The 19009-nt window shown below is 43.4% G+C and carries 15 protein-coding genes and 1 tRNA gene; 10 read left to right on the top strand and 6 right to left on the bottom strand.

From position 1 onward, the window contains the following. Nucleotides 1–76 (top strand) — tRNA-Glu (locus Q4533_RS17505). Nucleotides 77–575: 499 nt separating this feature from the next. On the opposite strand, the gene Q4533_RS17500 is transcribed toward Q4533_RS17505, so the two are convergent. The 3 genes from Q4533_RS17500 to tesB all read right to left on the bottom strand — a co-directional run bounded on the left by Q4533_RS17500 (nucleotide 576) and on the right by tesB (nucleotide 3232). Then, entirely contained in the window at nucleotides 576–1808 is a 1233-nt protein-coding gene (locus tag Q4533_RS17500) for an MFS transporter (protein ID WP_241901100.1), read from the bottom strand. A gap of 161 nt (nucleotides 1809–1969) precedes the next feature. Then, nucleotides 1970–2365: a YbaY family lipoprotein gene (locus Q4533_RS17495; RefSeq protein WP_076540422.1), complete on the bottom strand. Its 396-nt coding sequence runs from the start codon at nucleotides 2363–2365 to the stop codon at nucleotides 1970–1972. Between the two features lie 3 nt (nucleotides 2366–2368). Then, nucleotides 2369–3232 carry an acyl-CoA thioesterase II gene (tesB, locus tag Q4533_RS17490; protein ID WP_102477013.1) on the bottom strand — a complete coding sequence of 288 codons (864 nt, stop codon included), beginning with the start codon at nucleotides 3230–3232 and terminating at the stop codon, nucleotides 2369–2371. 234 nt (nucleotides 3233–3466) lie between these two features. Here tesB and Q4533_RS17485 point away from each other — a divergent pair, with 234 nt between their 5' ends. Then, nucleotides 3467–4348 (top strand): 1,4-dihydroxy-2-naphthoate polyprenyltransferase, encoded by an 882-nt coding sequence (locus Q4533_RS17485; protein ID WP_102439476.1) that lies wholly within the window; start codon nucleotides 3467–3469, stop codon nucleotides 4346–4348. A gap of 93 nt (nucleotides 4349–4441) precedes the next feature. Here the strand turns inward: Q4533_RS17485 and gndA are convergent, their stop codons facing one another. Beyond that, nucleotides 4442–5971 (bottom strand): NADP-dependent phosphogluconate dehydrogenase, encoded by a 1530-nt coding sequence (gndA, locus tag Q4533_RS17480; protein WP_303503547.1) that lies wholly within the window; start codon nucleotides 5969–5971, stop codon nucleotides 4442–4444. A 527-nt stretch (nucleotides 5972–6498) separates the two neighbouring features. Here gndA and Q4533_RS17475 point away from each other — a divergent pair. After that, nucleotides 6499–7497: a LysR family transcriptional regulator gene (locus Q4533_RS17475; protein ID WP_102520633.1), complete on the top strand. Its 999-nt coding sequence runs from the start codon at nucleotides 6499–6501 to the stop codon at nucleotides 7495–7497. A 215-nt stretch (nucleotides 7498–7712) separates the two neighbouring features. Here Q4533_RS17475 and Q4533_RS17470 read toward each other — a convergent pair whose 3' ends face one another. Both Q4533_RS17470 and Q4533_RS17465 read right to left on the bottom strand, forming a co-directional pair. Then, the gene (locus tag Q4533_RS17470; RefSeq protein WP_102520632.1) at nucleotides 7713–8189 is read right to left on the bottom strand and encodes a hypothetical protein; all 477 of its coding nucleotides are present in this window, start codon (nucleotides 8187–8189) and stop codon (nucleotides 7713–7715) included. Nucleotides 8190–8472: 283 nt separating this feature from the next. Beyond that, entirely contained in the window at nucleotides 8473–10392 is a 1920-nt protein-coding gene (locus tag Q4533_RS17465) for a propionyl-CoA synthetase (protein WP_102436308.1), read from the bottom strand. Nucleotides 10393–10820: 428 nt separating this feature from the next. On the opposite strand from Q4533_RS17465, the gene Q4533_RS17460 reads away from it, so the two are divergent. From Q4533_RS17460 to Q4533_RS17430, 7 genes are all read left to right on the top strand, one after another. Next, nucleotides 10821–11219, top strand: a complete 399-nt coding sequence (locus Q4533_RS17460; protein WP_102436306.1) for a MerR family DNA-binding transcriptional regulator — start codon at nucleotides 10821–10823, stop codon at nucleotides 11217–11219. A gap of 127 nt (nucleotides 11220–11346) precedes the next feature. Next, the gene (locus Q4533_RS17455; RefSeq protein WP_303503544.1) at nucleotides 11347–12516 is read left to right on the top strand and encodes an isovaleryl-CoA dehydrogenase; all 1170 of its coding nucleotides are present in this window, start codon (nucleotides 11347–11349) and stop codon (nucleotides 12514–12516) included. 259 nt (nucleotides 12517–12775) lie between these two features. Continuing rightward, nucleotides 12776–14383, top strand: coding sequence for a carboxyl transferase domain-containing protein (locus Q4533_RS17450; protein ID WP_102436302.1), 1608 nt, complete (start codon nucleotides 12776–12778; stop codon nucleotides 14381–14383). A gap of 39 nt (nucleotides 14384–14422) precedes the next feature. Continuing rightward, the gene (locus Q4533_RS17445; protein ID WP_303503542.1) at nucleotides 14423–15259 is read left to right on the top strand and encodes an enoyl-CoA hydratase-related protein; all 837 of its coding nucleotides are present in this window, start codon (nucleotides 14423–14425) and stop codon (nucleotides 15257–15259) included. Further along, nucleotides 15259–17304: an acetyl/propionyl/methylcrotonyl-CoA carboxylase subunit alpha gene (locus Q4533_RS17440; RefSeq protein WP_102520629.1), complete on the top strand. Its 2046-nt coding sequence runs from the start codon at nucleotides 15259–15261 to the stop codon at nucleotides 17302–17304. Before Q4533_RS17445 ends, Q4533_RS17440 begins: the two co-directional genes overlap by 1 nt. Further along, on the top strand, nucleotides 17305–18207 hold the full coding sequence (locus tag Q4533_RS17435; protein ID WP_102436296.1) for a hydroxymethylglutaryl-CoA lyase: 903 nt from the start codon (nucleotides 17305–17307) through the stop codon (nucleotides 18205–18207). It begins immediately after the preceding gene. 81 nt (nucleotides 18208–18288) lie between these two features. After that, the gene (locus Q4533_RS17430; protein ID WP_102436294.1) at nucleotides 18289–19005 is read left to right on the top strand and encodes a CoA transferase subunit A; all 717 of its coding nucleotides are present in this window, start codon (nucleotides 18289–18291) and stop codon (nucleotides 19003–19005) included. The last annotated feature ends 4 nt before the right edge of the window (nucleotides 19006–19009 follow it).

The following is a 19009-nucleotide window of genomic DNA, read 5'->3' as shown; positions in this document are numbered from 1 at the left end:
GTCCCCTTCGTCTAGAGGCCTAGGACACCGCCCTTTCACGGCGGTAACAGGGGTTCGAATCCCCTAGGGGATACCACCTTCTTTTTTCGAAAAGAACATAAACCACTTAAATGTGGTTTTTTTGTGCCTAAAATTAGGCGAGTTGGTAGCGTGTTAAAAAAGCTCCAATGACGAATATGAGTAAATTTCCCAAAAGAACTCATCGCTAATATCTCATCGATATCTGTAACCTAATTCAAACAGCTCTTATCCATCATATATCCTATTACGGATATACTCGATCACACCAATTACAGCAACCAAGCGAAAACACTATAAAATCCTCCAATTGATAACTTCAAATCCGCCTTAGAGAGCTTTCAAACTAGAACGATTCAAACCAATACTAAGCACTGCCTACTCACAACCTGCTATTCAATTCATCAATTAGTGACTTTATTAAATTCATTAACTAAATCGCTATTCAACTCTGTGCTTATAAAGTCTTATTTAACTGTAAATTTGAGACAAAAAAAGAAGCCATTAAGGCTTCTTCTATAAACAATGACGAAATTATTTTCCCAAGAGGACTGACATTATACAGCAGCTTTACTTAGGCTTTGATAATGCGACAACCTGAATATAGCCAGCGACAGTAATACCAATAAGCCAACTGAACCCACAACAACACCTTGCCATTCAGCTTGAACCCAAAACATCATCAAGTAAGGCCCTCCAAGAGCTGCGCCGAGATAATAACTACAAAGGTATAGTGATGTTGCTTTAGCCCTGTGAGAGGACGCCCTGATGGCCACAAATGAGTTACAACAGCTATGGGTTAAAAAGAATCCACTTGCTGTTAATAAAAAGCCTATAACGATAGCAAATAAATTATCAACTAAGGTCAGTAAAGTACCCAAGAACATCACAACTAATGCGCCGCGATATAAAAATTCCACCCCAAATTTAACCACCCACTTTGCAGATAAGTACGAAGTAAAAGTGCCACTGAGATAGCATAAGAAAATTAATGTCGCACCGAAACGACTAAACCCATACGGCTCAGCCATGAGGTGTAATTGAATAAAACTAAACTGGTTTACCATCATCATAAACGCTATGCCACCAATGACATACACTAAGCGCATTTGATGATCCGTTAAGTGATAAACAAAGCCGCCAATATCTTGTTTTATCTTCAAAAAGGTACTTTGCTTATCTAATTGTGGGGCATTTTTTTGCTCACATCGAGGTAATAGATAAGTCACCAAGGCGATACCCGTTAAGGTCACCAAAAAATTCACCATCATTGCTGACTGCCAATCAAAGTATTGTGACAATAACCCACCCATCAGGCGTCCGCCAATACCACCAAGACTATTGGACATAATGTAAATACCTGCAGCTTTTAGCATAAAGCTCGCTGGCAGTTGCTCTTTAAAATAAGCCATCGCAATGGCTGGTACGGCAGCTAACAAAACCCCTTGCAGTAACCTCACCATCAACAAAGAGTCAAAGTCTTGTACAAAAATCAGTAAGATATTAGAGGCTGCGAGTAACCACATACTCACCATGATCGGCATTAACCGCCCGACTCTATCGGAAATAACCGCATACAACAGTAATGAAAATGCCAGTGAAAAACTGGTAAAAGATAGAATCAATGTAGCTCTAGCACCTGAAACCTCAAAGTGTTCAGCAATGGATGGCAACATCCCCTGCATGGCATATAGGTTTATATAAACCACGACAGATGCTAAGCACAAAGCCCAAATTAAGCGTATTTCAGATTTTGGCCGACAGGTTTTAGTCCTTGTAGATGCAGACAATTCAGGCACAACTTAAGCCTTAAATAAAAATTGATGAAGAATTTGATTATTACCCGAAAACCAACATAAGCAATGGCGGAAATATTAAGATGTGACTTATGCCCTAAAATGATTCTTAGGGCATTATATTTATAGGTTGAGTGAGTTAAACCTAACGAAAACTAATGAGGGACTTTTTTCATCACAACTTCAGTGGTGAACTTGTCGTTGTGGATGACTTGAAACTTTTCATAGGTTTGAAAAATTACCTGCTCATTGTAGGTAATCATTGCCACCACCCCATAATCCACCGCATCATCAATACCTTCAGCAGGTAAAGTAAACTTAAACGGCACTGGAGCTCTGGCAATATCGAAGGTCTTTTGTGAAATGATTGAACCTGGGGTATTAAAGTCAATAATGGCAATATTGATTTTACAGCCTTGAGGCAAGGCTATTTTTTCTAAGTAGCCCGCATAGCCATTAATAACCACTGGCGGCTCAGGTTGAACGGTGACACAAGCACTTAGCATTAATGTTAATAACGAAAATATCGCCATTTTAAATGAAAATTTCATAAATTATCCTTTTGTCATTCTAAGTAGGCCTTCTTGGGTTGCTGATGCAACTAAACGGCCTTGTTGATCAAAAAACTGCCCCTTTACAAAACCGCGACCACCGCTAGCATTGCTGCTTTCAACACTGTAAAGCAACCAATCAGAAAAGTTAAACGGTCTATGGAACCACATCGCATGATCAATAGTCGCCATCCTAACGCCAGGCGTTAAAAATGAAACCCCATGAGGCTGAGCTGCGGTGACTAAAAAATTAAAATCAGAGGCATAAGCCAATAAATATTCTTGTACATTATGATCCGTTGGGATTTTACCACTGGCACGCATCCAGATATATCGTTTGGGCTCAGTGGAATCAGGCGCGATGGGGTGCGAAGGGTTAACTAAACGCATCTCAATCGGTGAGTCAGTCATAAACTTTTCAAGTATTCTTGCTGGGATCTTATCTCGCATACTCACAGCAAGTTCTTGCTGATTAAGTATGCCTTCAGGCCCGGGGACATTAGGCATTTCAGCTTGATGTTCAAAGCCTTCCTCTGGAGCTTGAAAAGAACAGGTCATATAAAAAATTGGCCTACCCTTCTGAATCGCTTTTACGCGTCTTGCACTGAAGCTGCCGCCATCACGCATATTTTCAACATCATAGACAATCGGTAACTTTTCATCACCGGCTCGTAAAAAGTAAGAATGTAAAGAGTGCACATGGCGATCTTCACTGACGGTTTGCTTAGCAGCGCTCAGCGCTTGCCCCATCACCTGGCCACCAAAAACATGACCAAAACCTAAGTCTTGGCTTTGACCGCGAAACAGCCCTAATTCAATTCGCTCTAGAGACAACAAAGACAAAAGGTCATTTAATACTTGGCTCATAATATTCCTAGCAGTTTATTTACTTATCACTAATATCATAGGTTAACTTAATAACCTTGGTTACTGGAAAATTTAATCGTAAATTGAGTCGCATATAAAATTAAATCTACCTAGAAGAAAAAATAGCATAACTTTTTCATCATTTGCGAGATCATAACCCCGTACAAAATCTCAAAAAATTGCTATGCTATTAGTCCATTCTAATTTAAATCAACACCCTGAAGCCTTAATTATATGCAATCTTGGATTTTAGCTATTAGACCACGTACTTTACCGGCTGCGATTGGTCCATTATTAATTGGTAATATTTTAGCACTACATTTAGAACTTTTTAGTTTTACAATTGCTTGTATCTCGATGCTGTGTGCTATTTTATTGCAAATAGCCGTAAACCTAGCCAACGATTATTTTGACTACAAAAACGGTATTGATACCGATGAGCGTGTTGGTCCAGTTCGAGTTACCCAAAGTGGCATGATATCTCCCAACAGTGTTCGAAATGCGATGATTTTGTGTCTTATTCTCGCACTTATCGTCGGCTCAGCACTGATTTTACACGGTGGTTGGCCTATCGCTATTTTAGCTGTAGCCTCATTATTAGGTGCCGTCTGTTACAGTGGCGGCCCGTATCCATTAGCTTCTCACGGTTTAGGTGAAATCGCCGCATTTGTTTTTTTTGGACTAGTGGCCGTAGTAGGTAGTTATTACTTACAGGCTGGGGAAACCAGTATCAGCGCTTGGTTACTTGGCAGCGCCATTGGTATGTTCAATGCCGCGATTATGCTCGTCAATAATACCCGTGATATCCAAACTGATACCAAAGCTGGCAAAAACACCTTAGCGGTTCGTATCGGCCAAGCTCAGGCAAGAGTGCTTTATCAAGCCTTAGTGTATTTACCCTTTGGGCTCATCATTGGCGGTTTTCTGATGGGCTACCTTGCTGGTTTACCGGTTTTACTCGCCGGGCTTTCCATCGTTTATGCCCGTCAGTTAAGTGGCGAGTTCAGTAACACCAGTGGTGAAGCACTCAATCCAATTCTAGGCAGAACCGCAAAACTCACAATGATTTTTAGCTTGTTATTTAGCATAGGTTTAGTGTTTAGTTTGCCGCAATAATAAAATATCACCAATAAAAAGGGCTTCTACTATTTAGTAGAAGCCCTTTTTTAATCTATTGATTTACAATAAGTCTTAAACTGCTTTTGCAATTTAAACTTTAGATAAGGTGCGCGCTTTAGCACTCCAATCTAAATGATACTTTTCACCCGCTGGCTTGTCAGTGCGTTCAAACGTATGAGCACCAAAGAAATCGCGCTGACCTTGAAGTAAGTTAGCAGGCAAAGTTTCACATCGGTAACTATCATAATAAGCAATTGCCGAGCTAATACATGGCGCTGGCGTGCCTTGCATCACTGATGCGGCAACCGTTTTACGCCAATTCATATGTTTAGCCGATAAGCTAGCACTGAAGGTATCAGCCATTAATAAGTTCGGCAGCTCAGCATTATCTTGGTAAGCCTTGGTAATTTCTTGCAAGAAAGTGGCACGAATAATACAGCCTGCACGCCAAATTTTGGCTATTTCAGCAAAATCTAAAGTCCAGTTTTGCTCTTTCGCGGCCATTGCCATTAGCTGGAACCCTTGTGCATAGCAGCACACTTTGGCGCAATATAGTGCATCTTCTAAGTTAGCAATAAATGCTGCTTTTTCTGCATCAGAAAGGGTTACAACGGCAGGGGCAGCAAGTTTGCTGTTAAGCTGTACTCGTAAATCTTTTTGAGTACTTACCGCGCGGGCATAAACAGCTTCGGCAATCGTAGGCGCAGGGCAACCAATTTGTAAACTGCTTACCGCAGTCCAAAGGCCTGTGCCTTTTTGACCCGCTTTATCAAGGATCATCTCAACTAATGGCTTGCCTGTTAGTGGATCGTCTTGCTGCAATACTTCTGCACTTATCCCCATCAGATAGCTATTCAAGCTGCCATTATTCCAGCCATTGAAAATATCACCAATTTCATGGGCACTTAAGCCTAATCCGTCATGAAGCAATTGAAATGCTTCGCAAATTAACTGCATGTCCGCATATTCAATGCCGTTATGTACCATTTTCACATAGTGACCAGAACCGGCAGGACCTATGTATGTTGTACAAGGCTCGCCTTCAACAACTGGGTTACCAGGCTCAAAACGTTCAATGGGTAAACCTGTAGCAGGATCGACTTTAGCTGCCATCGCTTTCCAGACAGGTGCAACGTATTGCCATGCATCTTTATTACCACTTGGCATCAATGACGGGCCAAAGCGCGCCCCAACTTCACCACCTGAAACCGCTGAACTAAAGAACACAAATTTGCCTTTAAAACGTGCTTCACGTTCTACAGTATCCGTCCATAAACTATTACCGGTATCAACGACAATGTCATCTGACTCAATGCCCGCTTCAATTAATGATTTACACACTCCATCAACAGGTCCACCAGCAGGAACTGACAGCACAATAACACGTGGCTTAGTTAGAGATGACAGCATTTCGGTAAGATTATTACAAGCCAGCATTCGGGGGGCTGAATTGGCTTTTCTTTCCGCTTGTTCTTGATTAATGGCAGCATTAACTTTGACAGTATCTAAATCAAAAGCAGCAACCTGGTAGCCATTATCAACGATGTTTAACGCGAGATTCTTGCCCATAACACCAAGGCCAATAACGCCGATGTCTGAACTGAATGGTAGGGTATTCATTTATTATTTTCCAAAGGTCGCAGAGATTAATCGCGTATAGCGAATCCATTTGGACGGTGATTATACTGATTTGTGTAACTAAATTACAGTCATAATACGTGCATACACTTTTGCCAAAAGCGGCATATTAGATCACCAACAAGACTCTGAAAAAAATTATTCATATAAGACAACACCTTAATCTAGATTTTTAACTTTAGATAAGGAAGTGATGCTTTGTTTATCCGAGTAAAAGTTATTTTGCATTTCCTTTTACTGGCATTAAAAACACATATCAATCATTAAACCTGTTCACTTAACCAGCAATCCTAAATTGTATAGGTAAAGTGTACTTTCTCTAAATCCACCAGTTTTAACCAATTAAGCTAATGATTTAAAATTAGATTTTACCCCTCTGCCAATTAACACTTCTTGAATAAATTCCATTAAAAAATGTGATTAGGTTAATAAATACTACAATTAACCTGCAACCTATACCCCGAAATTGGTATATTCAAAAAATTCACATCAGCTACGGAAACTAATCAATGATTAACGCGACCACTCAAGACAAGCTTCAGCATCTTGATTACATGACATTATTAGTATTTTTAAGGCTATATGAATTTAAAAGTGGCAAGCTCACTGCTGAAGCTTTTAATGTTCCTCAATCAAAGATAAGCCGCTGTTTATCACGCTTGCGAGATGCATTTGATGACCCCTTATTTGTCAAAAAAGTAGCCGGTCTTGAAATTAGCGATAAAGCACAACGGCTCTACCCCATCATTAAAAAAATCGAGATAAACCACCTCGACTTAGCCCAAGAAATTGATAAAAGTAATGACAAACTTGATAACAAAGTTGTTATCCATGCTCCATCGGGCTTCACCAATGGCCTACTAAGAAATCTCTATCAATGTAGTTGCATGAGCGCCTGTGTGAAATCAGCGGTACTGCAAGACAATGGTCCCAATGATGAAGAAATGCTGCTAAATAGCCAATGTGATGTGGTGATAAGTTGCCAAGCATCTAGCCATGTAGGGATTCAAAATCAGAAAATATGTGAAGTGCGAGATACCTTCATTGTCGCAAGAGATGATCACCCAATTTGGAATGAGATATACAAACCTATTCTTGATAGAGTGCTGAACTACCCGGTTATTTTGACCGAAGTGTTACACTTTAATAGTGACATTGAAGCCACACCACTGAAACAGTTTGCCGATAGCCGTAAACGCGAGCTCGACGTTGCAGCCAAAACCAATAATCTCAATGAAATTAGTGACTTCCTCGTTGGCACTGATGCCATCACGTTAGTGGTATCACAAGGCGCGGTTGATCACTTAACTCAAAATGAAGCAATTAGGGCGCAAATGATACCGAAAACAGAGCGCGCCGAACTGATGCGTAATAAGCCTAATATGAACCTGTATATGCAAACCCGAAAATCAGAGCGCAAGTTAACTGATTGCGTTAAACATAAAATTGCACAACTGGTTACTCAGGGCGCCAATGGCAGCGATGAAGCCTGTCTATTTGAAAAATAAACACCAGCGACATAAACGCCGAGCAATGCTCACAACATTTAGGTGAGCAAACAATGCAAAGGCTATTACTGAGTTCAATAAATAATTTGATGCCGTTGCATCAAAAATAATAACCACAAGGTTTTTCAGTAAACTTATTCATAAAAAGCAGACTATTTGATTAAAAATAGTCTGCTTTTTTGTATCTATCCTTAAGGCCTTATCAGCTTGTTACTTCACTTAATCTCTGTAATGTTAATACTGCCTTTGCCATAGGCTGGGTGGCCTTTTTGCTGCTCTTCAGGTAATCGATTAATGCAATAATTGATATAGAAAATATTAAATACCACGGTGAAAAACGTGTTCATTTTGAAATCAATTCCAAAATTCACATGGGCATAGTCTTGTAATGCAGAACGGGCCCTAAATGACCAAAACACGTACAAGAAGAAAGCGCCAAAAAGTAACAAACTACCTACTCCACTCAATAACCCCATTGCACTGTGTGACAGCACACCACCAAAGCCAAAGCAAACCGCGATAGCGATAATAAAGTCGTCATCAGCGGTGCGAATTGATGTAATTGCATCCATTTTGGGATACTTAGCAAATAACCAAATTATCGGGTAAATACCACCAGTAAAAATGGTTAACCAAAATAGTCTGCTGGTTTTAGTATTAATCTTTTCTGGCAGTTCTTTAATGTTGTTCATAAAACTTGATCAAACCTTTGTCATATTTACTGGTTAACAGTCATCTTTCTCAATTTCAGCCACGAGTAACTGAATTCGAGAATACATCTAGTTTAACGATAGATAGAATACCCTTGCCGATTATAAAATAAAAAACATCTCAGTTTGATTAAATAACACTATAAATCGGCACTTAACTCTCAGTTTAGACCAAATTTAGTCCTTAATATCTTTATATTCGATAAAAAGGCGTTATCCATAAAAAAACGAGCCATTAGGCTCGTTTGTTAACATGACACACAAACTAAACCGTGAGTTCCTTGGCCAACGCATCAGCATAGCCCATCTTAGTTAATGCCGTGCGAATAATATCTAGCGTCATCGGATCTTCAATAGTGGCAGGCATAGTATATTCGTTATTGTCAGCAATCTTACGCATGGTGGCGCGCAAGATTTTACCCGAGCGGGTTTTAGGCAGTTTTTGCACCGCGCTGACTAATCGAAAAGACGCCACTGGGCCAATTTCATGTCTCACCAATGCTAGTAACTCTTGATATAAAACTTCATCAGATAACTCGACGCCATTTTTAAGTACCACTAGCCCTAACGGTACCTGACCTTTGAGTTTATCTTGCACCCCAATAACCGCCGCTTCTGCAACCGCTGAATGTTGGCACAATACCTCTTCAAAGCGCCCAGTAGATAATCGGTGCCCAGCAACGTTAATAATGTCATCTATGCGGCTCATAATATACAGGTAGCCATCTTCATCAATATAGCCCGCATCGCCCGTTAAATAATAACCTTGATACATAGATAAATAGCTCTCCACATAGCGTTTATCGTTGTTCCATAAGGTGGTTAAGTTACCCGGTGGCAACGGCAGTTTAATCACCACATTACCACTTTCATTGGCGCTAACTTGCTCGCCCATGGCATCGAGTACTTCGACCTGATAACCGGGTACTGGTCTTGCGGGCGATCCCGCTTTAATCTCGATAGGATCTATCCCCATCAAATTCGCCGCAACTGGCCAACCGGTTTCAGTTTGCCACCAGTGATCGATAACAGGTTTGGCCAATTTATCTTGGGCCCAATTGAGCGTGTCGGGATCGCAGCGTTCACCCGCAAGAAATACTTGCCCTAAACACGATAAATCAACACCTTTAACTAATGCTCCGTCAGGATCTTCGCGTTTAATGGCTCGAATGGCCGTCGGCGCGGTAAAAAAGCTTTTTACATTATATTGTTCGATGATCCGCCAAAAAGCCCCCGCATCGGGGGTACCAATGGGCTTACCTTCATACATCAATGTTGTTGCGCCAACTAATAATGGCCCGTAAACAATATAAGAATGACCCACAACCCAGCCCACATCTGATGCAGCCCAAAACACATCGCCAGCGCCGATATTATATATGTGCTTCATAGACCAGATTAGCGCCACCCCATGGCCACCATTATCTCTCACCACGCCTTTGGGTTGGCCTGTTGTACCTGAGGTATAAAGCACATACAGCGGATGGGTCGCTTCAACGGCGACGCAATCCACTGACGATGCATGGCTCACAGCACTTTGCCAGTCAACGTCCCTTGGGCTTTGTAAGTCTGCAGTATATTGAGGTCGATTGAGAATAACGCAATGGTCAACTTGGTGAGACGCTTGAGCTAAGGCATCATCTAATAGCGGTTTGTACTTCACCACGCCTGACGGCTCAATACCACAAGATGCCGATAAAATAAGTTTCGGTTTAGCATCATTAATCCGGGTGGCTAATTCATTGGCTGCAAAGCCGCCAAACACCACAGAGTGAATGGCGCCTATGCGGGCACAGGCCAGCATGGCATAGGCGGTTTCTGGCACCATCGGCATATAAATGACCACTCTATCGCCCTTTTCAATGCCAATGGATTGCATGTAACCGGCTAACCGGCTCACTTGGGATAGTAATTCTTGATAACTAATACTGTACTGATTTTGGGTTACAGGACTTATGTATTCAATGGCAATGCGATCACCGTGGCCAGCTAACACATGACGGTCAACAGCGTTATAGCAGGTATTCATTTCGCCACCAGCAAACCATTGATAAAATGGCGCATTAGCCTCATCTAACACACTATCAAACAGCTTATCCCAGGTAATGGCCTTGGCAGCCTTTCCCCAAAACCCTTGTTTATCCTGTAAAGAATCTTGATGCATTTCAATCCCTAAACCAGCCATAAGCTACTCCCCACTGAACGATTGACCTTTCACGCTAAGTCATACCTTTAAATAACTTACCGTGAGTAATATTGAATTAACTTCATTATGGCGTGGTTAAAAAAGTTTCCCCATTAGACCAAGGGATATAGAAATCTCAGCAATAACACATAAATAAAAACTTCAGTGTTATGATGCTAACTTAATGATAATTATAAGTTAGCACTAAAAATCACCATTAATTATTAACCTAATTAATGGCGTCTTTGCTACAATATTGAATTCACTATTCTGTCACTGCGCCATTCTTGCGCGCGGTAATCCCTAAGCCTTGGCAAGCTGTATTTACATTGTTTTTTAACAAAAACAGCCTTGGCAACTGGCGACAAACTTTACCTTTACGTAAACTTCATATATCTTGCATCAAAAGACGTACTTTTGGTGAAACGATGAGCGCAAATTTAAACCCACAATCCACTTATTCAATTAGTGATTTATCAAAGGAATTTGATATCACCACACGTAGTATTCGGTTTTATGAAGACCAAGGCTTAATAAAACCTAAGCGCCGCGGTCAAACACGTATCTATAGTTTAAAAGATCGTGTGCGCTTAAAACTGATATTACGAGGTAAACGTTTAGGTTTTTCGTTAGCGGAAACCCGTCGTTTGTTTGAGCTTTACGATGCAGATAAAAGCAGTACTTCTCAACTACAAACAATGCTCGATTTAGTAGAAGAGAAAAAAGCTTCTTTGCAGCAGCAAATGGACGATATCAAGGTGGTACTTATGGAACTGAACTCTGCTGAGCAGCAATGTAAGTCAGCCCTAGAGGAAAGTGTTAAATAGCGACTCATCATCGACAGCAAAAGATCCGTTTAACTGAATAATAACAGCAACAATATAAAAATTATAAGCCTAAGGAACAAGATAGTTTCACGGCGCAAATAGCTAATATTCAACAGGACACAAGACAATGACATCACTCTATACAAGCCTTAATTTCGGCCTGGGCGAAGACGTGGACATGCTTCGCGATGCCGTACATGATTTTGCCAGCAACGAGATTGCGCCCATCGCGGCGCAAGTTGATCAAGATAATGCTTTTCCTAACCACATGTGGCCAGTTCTAGGAGAGATGGGACTCCTTGGCGTCACCGTGCCTGAAGAGTTTGGCGGCGCGAATATGGGCTACCTTGCCCATGTCGTCGCCATGGAAGAAATCTCCCGCGCCTCTGCTTCTATTGGCTTAAGTTACGGCGCCCACTCAAACCTTTGCGTTAATCAAATTAACCGTAATGGCAGCGCTGAGCAAAAAGCCAAGTACTTACCCAAATTAGTTAGCGGTGAACATATCGGCGCACTGGCCATGAGTGAACCTAATGCGGGCTCAGACGTGGTGTCAATGAAGTTAAGCGCCCGTAAACAAGGCGACCGTTACATTCTTAATGGTAACAAAATGTGGATCACCAATGGTCCTGATGCTGACACCTTAGTGATTTATGCCAAAACTGATGCAGACAAAGGCCCACATGGCATCACTGCATTTATTGTTGAAAAAACCTTTAAAGGCTTCAGCACCGCACAAAAACTCGATAAATTAGGCATGCGCGGCTCCAATACCTGTGAATTGGTATTTGAGAATTGTGAAGTCCCTGAAGAAAATATCTTAGGCGGCCTTAACAATGGCGTAAAAGTACTGATGAGCGGCCTTGATTACGAACGCGTGGTGTTATCAGGTGGGCCGTTAGGCATCATGAATGCCTGTATGGATATTGTCATGCCTTATATTCACGAGCGGGAACAATTTGGTAAATCCATTGGTCAATTCCAATTAGTCCAAGGCAAGCTTGCCGATATGTACACCGGCATGAACGCTGCTAAATCCTACATCTATAACGTGGCCAAATCTTGTGACCGCGGCGAAACCACCCGTAAAGATGCTGCTGGCGCAATTTTATATAGCGCCGAGCTTGCCACAAAAATGTCACTGGATGCGATTCAGTTACTAGGTGGCAATGGTTACGTCAATGAATATGCCACAGGGCGTTTATTACGTGATGCCAAGTTATATGAAATTGGTGCGGGAACCTCAGAAATTCGCCGCATGTTGATTGGACGTGAGCTGTTTAATGAATCCAAATAGCTGTTAAATTTGGATAGCTAATCCAAATAGCTGTTAAATTTGGATAGCTAATCCAAATAGCTGTTAAATTTGGATAGCTAATCCAAATAACTTCTAGAATTTAGCTAGTTAGCAGCACACTAAAAAATACAATCAACACCAAATTATTCAAAAGTTAACGTCAATAGCAAAGTGTTTAGTGCGTAGCGTGGTTGAGACCCCATCCCCCTTTAGACTCAGCCATGCTAACGCCTCACTTGACTCATTAAGGATATGAATTGTGACGCAATTGAGCAGCCGTATTAACGCCCGTAGTGACGAGTTTAAAGCCAAGCATGATGACATGGTGGCATTAGTTGATGATCTAAAAATCAAACTCACCCAAATTGAACAAGGTGGCGGTCCCGTCGCCCTTGAACGCCACCTGTCACGAGGTAAATTACTGCCCCGTCATCGAGTCGAAAAACTGCTCGATCCCGGCTCACCCTTTTTAGAAATATCCCAATTCGCCGCCTATGAAGTTTATGATGAAGCTGTGCCCGCAGCCGGTGTGATTGCCGGTATTGGCCGTGTAAGCGGTGTTGAATGTATGATTATCGCCAATGACGCCACCGTTAAAGGCGGTACTTACTACCCTATTACGGTGAAAAAGCATTTACGGGCCCAAGACATTGCCAGTCGCTGTCATTTACCTTGTATCTACCTAGTGGATTCAGGCGGGGCAAACTTACCAAGACAAGATGAAGTGTTTCCCGATCGCGATCATTTCGGGCGTATTTTTTACAACCAAGCGCAAATGTCAGCTAAAGGCATTCCGCAAGTGGCTGTGGTCATGGGTTTGTGTACAGCAGGTGGCGCCTATGTTCCCGCCATGGCAGATGAGTCGATTATCGTAAAAGAGCAAGGCACTATTTTTTTAGCCGGCCCGCCATTAGTTAAAGCCGCTACCGGCGAAGAAGTAACCGCCGAAGAATTAGGCGGCGCTGAAGTACATACTAAGATTTCTGGTGTTGCCGACCATTTAGCCCAAAATGATGACCACGCACTTGAGCTTGCCCGTAAAGCCATTTCACGCTTAAACCATCAAAAGCAAATTACAGCCCAGCTAAGTCCATCAAAGCCACCTAAATTCGATATCAGTGAATTGTACGGCATTGTCGGCACCGACCTTAAAAAGCCCTTTGATGTTAAAGAGGTTATTGCCCGGGTTGTTGATGACTCAGATTTTGATGAATTTAAAGCCAATTACGGTAACACGCTGGTTTGCGGCTTTGCCCGCATTCATGGCTACCCTGTCGGCATTGTGGCTAACAACGGCATTTTATTTTCTGAATCTGCCCAAAAAGGCGCGCACTTTATTGAATTGTGTTGCCAACGCAAAATCCCATTACTGTTCCTGCAAAACATCACTGGTTTTATGGTAGGTAAAAAGTACGAACATGAGGGTATTGCTAAGCACGGCGCTAAAATGGTTACCGCAGTATCTTGTGCCAATGTGCCTAAATTTACCGTCATCATTGGTGGCAGTTATGGCGCGGGTAACTACGGCATGTGTGGCCGTGCATTTGAGCCCACCATGATGTGGATGTGGCCCAATGCTCGCATTTCAGTCATGGGCGGCGAACAAGCTGCTGGTGTATTGGCCACAGTTCGCCGTGACGGTTTAGCCCGTAAAGGCCAAGACTGGTCTGATGAAGACGAGCAAGCCTTTAGAAAACCGATTGTTGAGCAATATGACAAAGAAGGTCATCCCTACCATGCCAGTGCACGCCTGTGGGATGACGGCATTATCGACCCTGCTCAAACGCGTGATGTAGTGGGTTTAGCGTTATCGGCGGCGTTAAATGCGCCTATTGAAGATACCAAGTTTGGTGTGTTCCGCATGTAATTGCGGTTATTCATTCAATATCAATAGGAGCATGCAAACATGGCAATAGCCAACCCATATCAATACATTCAATGCCAGCTTAACCAAGGCGTTGGTGAATTAATTTTAGACCGCGTTGAAAAACATAATGCCTTTGATGAAGTGATGATTAATGAAATGATCACCGCCATCGAAGCCTTTGCCGAAAACGACCAATGCCAGCAATTAATATTGCGCGCCAACGGTAAAAACTTCAGTGCTGGCGCTGACCTTAACTGGATGCGCAAGCAAGCCAAAATGGACTTTGAGCAAAACCTCAATGACGCCCATGAACTGGCTAAATTAATGCACGTGCTAGATAAGTTTCCTAAGCCGACTATCGCCTTAGTCAATGGCGCAGCCTTTGGCGGCGCACTGGGATTAATTTGCTGCTGCGATATTGCCATTGCCAATGAGCGCGCAAGCTTTTGCCTCAGTGAAGTCAAACTCGGTTTAATCCCTGCGGTTATCAGCCCTTATCTGGTGCGAGCCATGGGCAACCGCCAAGCACGACGTTATATGCTCACCGCCGAGCGCTTCAGTGCCACTGTAGCCTTAACTCATCAAATAATTCATGAAGTTAATGATGATTTAGACGCAGCAGCCCAGCCGTTTATCGAGGCCTTTAACGCTAACAGTCCCCAAGGCATGGCATGGGTTAAAACCTTAGTGTCCCACCTTGAAGATGGCGTGATAAATGACGCCACCCTTGCCCATACTAGCGAGCAGATTGCCCGCATACGTGTATCAGACGAAGGCCAAGAAGGCCTCAATGCATTCTTTGAAAAACGTTCACCATCATGGCGTGCTCAATCGACTAAAAGCAGCGCTAAGACTGATGCACAAGGAGCCCAATAATGTTTACTAAGATTTTAATTGCCAATCGTGGTGAAATTGCCTGTCGCATCATCAACACCGCCCGCGCCATGGGCGTTCGTACTGTAGCGCTTTATTCTGATGCCGATAAAGATGCCCGCCATGTCACCATGGCCGATGAATCTTTCCACATTGGTGGCAGCGCTCCGGCTGATTCATACCTAAAAGCTGATTTGATCATTGAAATTGCGAAAAAGTCAGCCGCTGAAGCGATTCACCCCGGTTATGGTTTCTTGTCTGAAAACGCTGACTTTGCTCGCAACTGTGAGCAAAACGGCATTGTATTTATCGGCCCAGGCAGTGATGCCATTGATGCTATGGGCAGTAAAAGCGCCGCCAAAATGATTATGGGCGCAGCCAATGTGCCATTAGTGCCCGGTTATCATGGTGATGACCAATCAGATGAAACCCTACTGGCTGAAGCTGAAAATGTTGGTTACCCCATGCTGATTAAAGCGGCCTATGGCGGTGGTGGCAAAGGCATGAAGATTGTTGAAAGCCAAGCTGAAGTGCTAGCAGCGATTAACTCAGCTCGTCGAGAAGCGGCATCATCGTTTGGTAATGACAAATTATTAATGGAACGCTACTTACGCCAGCCACGTCATGTGGAGCTACAAGTGTTTGCCGATACTTTCGGTAATACCATCTATTTATCAGATCGTGATTGCTCCATCCAGCGTCGCCATCAAAAAGTGGTCGAAGAAGCGCCAGCCCCAGGGCTGTCAGATGCACTGCGTAAGCAAATGGGTGAAGCGGCAGTAGCCGCAGCTAAAGCCATTGATTATGTGGGCGCAGGCACGGTTGAGTTTCTATTAGATACTGATGGCAGTTTCTACTTCATGGAAATGAACACCCGTCTACAGGTTGAGCACCCAGTTACAGAAATGGTCACCGGGCAAGACTTAGTAAAATGGCAACTAATGGTCGCTAGTGGCAGTGAGTTGCCCCTTACCCAAGCTGAAGTGCGTATTCATGGCCACGCCTTTGAAGCTCGTATTTATGCTGAAGATCCCCGCAATGAATTTTTACCCGCGTCAGGCAAGTTAACCTTCTTGCGCGAGCCGGATCAAAACCGTCATGTACGCATTGATTCAGGCATTCGCGAAAATGATGTCATTAGTAACTTTTACGACCCAATGATTTCAAAACTGATTGTCTGGGACGAATCTCGCCCCCGCGCACTGCAGCGCTTAACCCACGCATTAAGCTCGTATCAAATCAGCGGCCTTAAACACAATATCGAGTTCCTCGCTAATATTGCTGAGCATAAAGCCTTTTCAGACGCCAATTTTTGTACCGACTTTATCGAGCGCTATTCCGACAGTTTAATTGGCAATGTTACTGATGAGTCAGACAACGCACTGGCATTAGCGGGGCTTTATCAAGTATTAGCTCGCCAGCAAGCGGCAAAATCCACCGCCACCAACAGCCACGACCCTTACTCACCGTGGGGACAAGTTAGTGGCTTTAGACTCAATAGCGCCAGCGTGCATCATGTTGCCCTACTCAGCGACAGCAGTGACGAGCAGCAATTGCACAATCTCGTCATCACCGATTTAGGCGATGCACTGCATCTTAACCTTAACGGCCAAGCATTATCGCTTGCAGGCACCATTAAAGATGACATGCTGCAGGCTGAAATTAATGGCCATAAAAGCAACATTCCCGTCAGCCATCAAGGTGATGACTTTACCTTGTTCTTACCGAGCGGCAGCTATCACTTTAAAGCGATATTAGCCCAAATAGCTGAAGACACCATTGATAGCGCCGACAAATTAAAAGCGCCAATGAATGGCACTGTGGTCACTCACTTAGTTGAGGTGGGCGATAGCGTCACTGAAGGCCAAGGCTTATTAGTGATGGAAGCGATGAAAATGGAATACACCATTGAAGCGCCATTTGATGGTGTGGTCAGTGAATTTTACTTTCAAAGCGGCGAGCTCGTCACCGATGGTGCCCAACTGCTAAATGTCGAGCCAACAACACTTGATGTCACAGCGCCTGAATCTGCTGACTCGGAGGCATAAATGTTACCGAGCAATCTCCCGACTCAGGTCAGTATTTTTGAAGTTGGTGCCCGTGACGGACTGCAAAATGAAACCACGGTCTCTATTGAAAACAAAATTACTCTTATTGAGCAGTTAGCCGCTGCCGGTGTTAATCGTATTGAAGCGGCCAGCTTTGTTTCACCTAAGTGGGTGCCACAAATGGCCGACTCAGGTGATATTTTACGGCAAATAAAGCGTAAACAAGGCGTGGTCTACTCTGCCCTCACCCCAAATTTAAAAGGGCTGGAACTTGCCCTTGACGCTGGCGCAGATGAAGTGGCCATCTTTGGCGCCGCATCAGAAAGCTTCAGCCAACGCAATATTAACTGCTCGATTGACGAGTCAATCGCCCGCTTTGAGCCAGTCATGGCGCTCGCTAAAGCGCGAAACATTAAGGTACGCGGTTATGTTTCCTGTGTACTGGGCTGCCCCTATGAAGGCGAGATAAAGAGCACAGAAGTGGCCCGCGTGTCTGAAATACTTTACAAAATGGGCTGTTACGAGATCTCCCTCGGAGACACCATTGGTGTTGGCACGCCACTAAAAGCCCGTAAGATGGTTGAAACCGTCGCTAATTTAGTGCCTGTCGATAAACTGGCGCTACACTTTCATGACACCTACGGCCAAGCATTAGCCAACATTCAAGCCTGTTTAACCACAGGCGTAAGCGTAATTGACTCATCGGTCGCAGGCCTTGGCGGCTGCCCTTATGCCAAAGGCGCATCGGGTAATCTCGCCACTGAAGATTTAGTTTATATGCTCCATGGCATGGGCATAGAAACTGGCATTGATTTACACAAACTTGCCCAAGCAGGCAATCAAATCAGCCAAGTATTGGGCCGCACCACAGGTTCAAAAGTCGCCCAAGCGCTAACGGTATAGGCCATTGTTTAAAGTCAGTGCTTAATAGCGCACATTAAAACGATATAAATTTGCAAACCGCAAACTGAAAAGGACAAGATTATGGCAGGACTCAACAAAGTCGTTCACAGTTACCAAGAAGCCCTAAACGGCCTCAATAACGACATGACAATTATGGTCGGTGGCTTTGGCCTGTGTGGTATCCCTGAAGGCCTGATTAATCATATGGTGACCACAGGCGTAACTGGGCTTACCGCAATTTCAAACAACGCTGGGGTTGATGATTTTGGTTTGGGCTTATTGTTAAAGCAGCGCCAAATTGCCACCATGATTGCCTCATACGTGGGTGAAAACGCCACTTTTGAACAGCAAATGCTATCAGGTGAGTTAAATGTCATCTTAACCCCACAAGGCACCTTGGCTGAAAAAATTCGTGCTGGCGGCGCGGGTATCCCAGCCTTTTTCACTGCAACTGGTTACGGCACGCCAATCGCTGATGGTAAAGAAACCCGTGAAATTAAAGGCCGTAATTATGTGCTTGAAGAGTCACTAACCGCCGATTTCGCCTTAGTTCGTGCATGGAAAGCCGATACCATGGGTAACTTAATCTTTCGTAAAACAGCGGCTAACTTTAATCCTATGATGGCTACCGCAGGCAAAATCACCGTGGTAGAAGCGGAAGAAATTGTCCAGCCGGGCGAGCTAGACCCAAACCATATTCATACCCCTGGTATTTATGTTGATCGGGTGATTCAAGCAAGTTTTGAGAAACGTATTGAGCAGCGCACCGTTAAACCTCAACCTGACAACCAAGCATAAGGAG

This window comes from Shewanella sp. 6_MG-2023 (genome assembly GCF_030547195.1).
Classification (GTDB): Bacteria; Pseudomonadota; Gammaproteobacteria; order Enterobacterales; family Shewanellaceae; genus Shewanella.
The sequence above is the reverse complement of the archived record's forward strand: the minus strand, read 5'-3'. Positions and strand labels throughout refer to the sequence as shown.

Excerpts from the sequence above, each read along its gene's own strand:
- Q4533_RS17495 (WP_076540422.1), bottom strand. The coding sequence starts at position 2,365 with ATGAAATTTTCATTTAAAATGGCGATATTTTCGTTATTAACATTAATG.
- tesB (WP_102477013.1), bottom strand. The coding sequence starts at position 3,232 with ATGAGCCAAGTATTAAATGACCTTTTGTCTTTGTTGTCTCTAGAGCGA.
- Q4533_RS17485 (WP_102439476.1), top strand. The coding sequence starts at position 3,467 with ATGCAATCTTGGATTTTAGCTATTAGACCACGTACTTTACCGGCTGCG.
- gndA (WP_303503547.1), bottom strand. The coding sequence starts at position 5,971 with ATGAATACCCTACCATTCAGTTCAGACATCGGCGTTATTGGCCTTGGT.
- Q4533_RS17475 (WP_102520633.1), top strand. The coding sequence starts at position 6,499 with ATGATTAACGCGACCACTCAAGACAAGCTTCAGCATCTTGATTACATG.
- Q4533_RS17470 (WP_102520632.1), bottom strand. The coding sequence starts at position 8,189 with ATGAACAACATTAAAGAACTGCCAGAAAAGATTAATACTAAAACCAGC.
- Q4533_RS17465 (WP_102436308.1), bottom strand. The coding sequence starts at position 10,392 with ATGGCTGGTTTAGGGATTGAAATGCATCAAGATTCTTTACAGGATAAA.
- Q4533_RS17460 (WP_102436306.1), top strand. The coding sequence starts at position 10,821 with ATGAGCGCAAATTTAAACCCACAATCCACTTATTCAATTAGTGATTTA.
- Q4533_RS17455 (WP_303503544.1), top strand. The coding sequence starts at position 11,347 with ATGACATCACTCTATACAAGCCTTAATTTCGGCCTGGGCGAAGACGTG.
- Q4533_RS17445 (WP_303503542.1), top strand. The coding sequence starts at position 14,423 with ATGGCAATAGCCAACCCATATCAATACATTCAATGCCAGCTTAACCAA.
- Q4533_RS17440 (WP_102520629.1), top strand. The coding sequence starts at position 15,259 with ATGTTTACTAAGATTTTAATTGCCAATCGTGGTGAAATTGCCTGTCGC.
- Q4533_RS17435 (WP_102436296.1), top strand. The coding sequence starts at position 17,305 with ATGTTACCGAGCAATCTCCCGACTCAGGTCAGTATTTTTGAAGTTGGT.
- Q4533_RS17430 (WP_102436294.1), top strand. The coding sequence starts at position 18,289 with ATGGCAGGACTCAACAAAGTCGTTCACAGTTACCAAGAAGCCCTAAAC.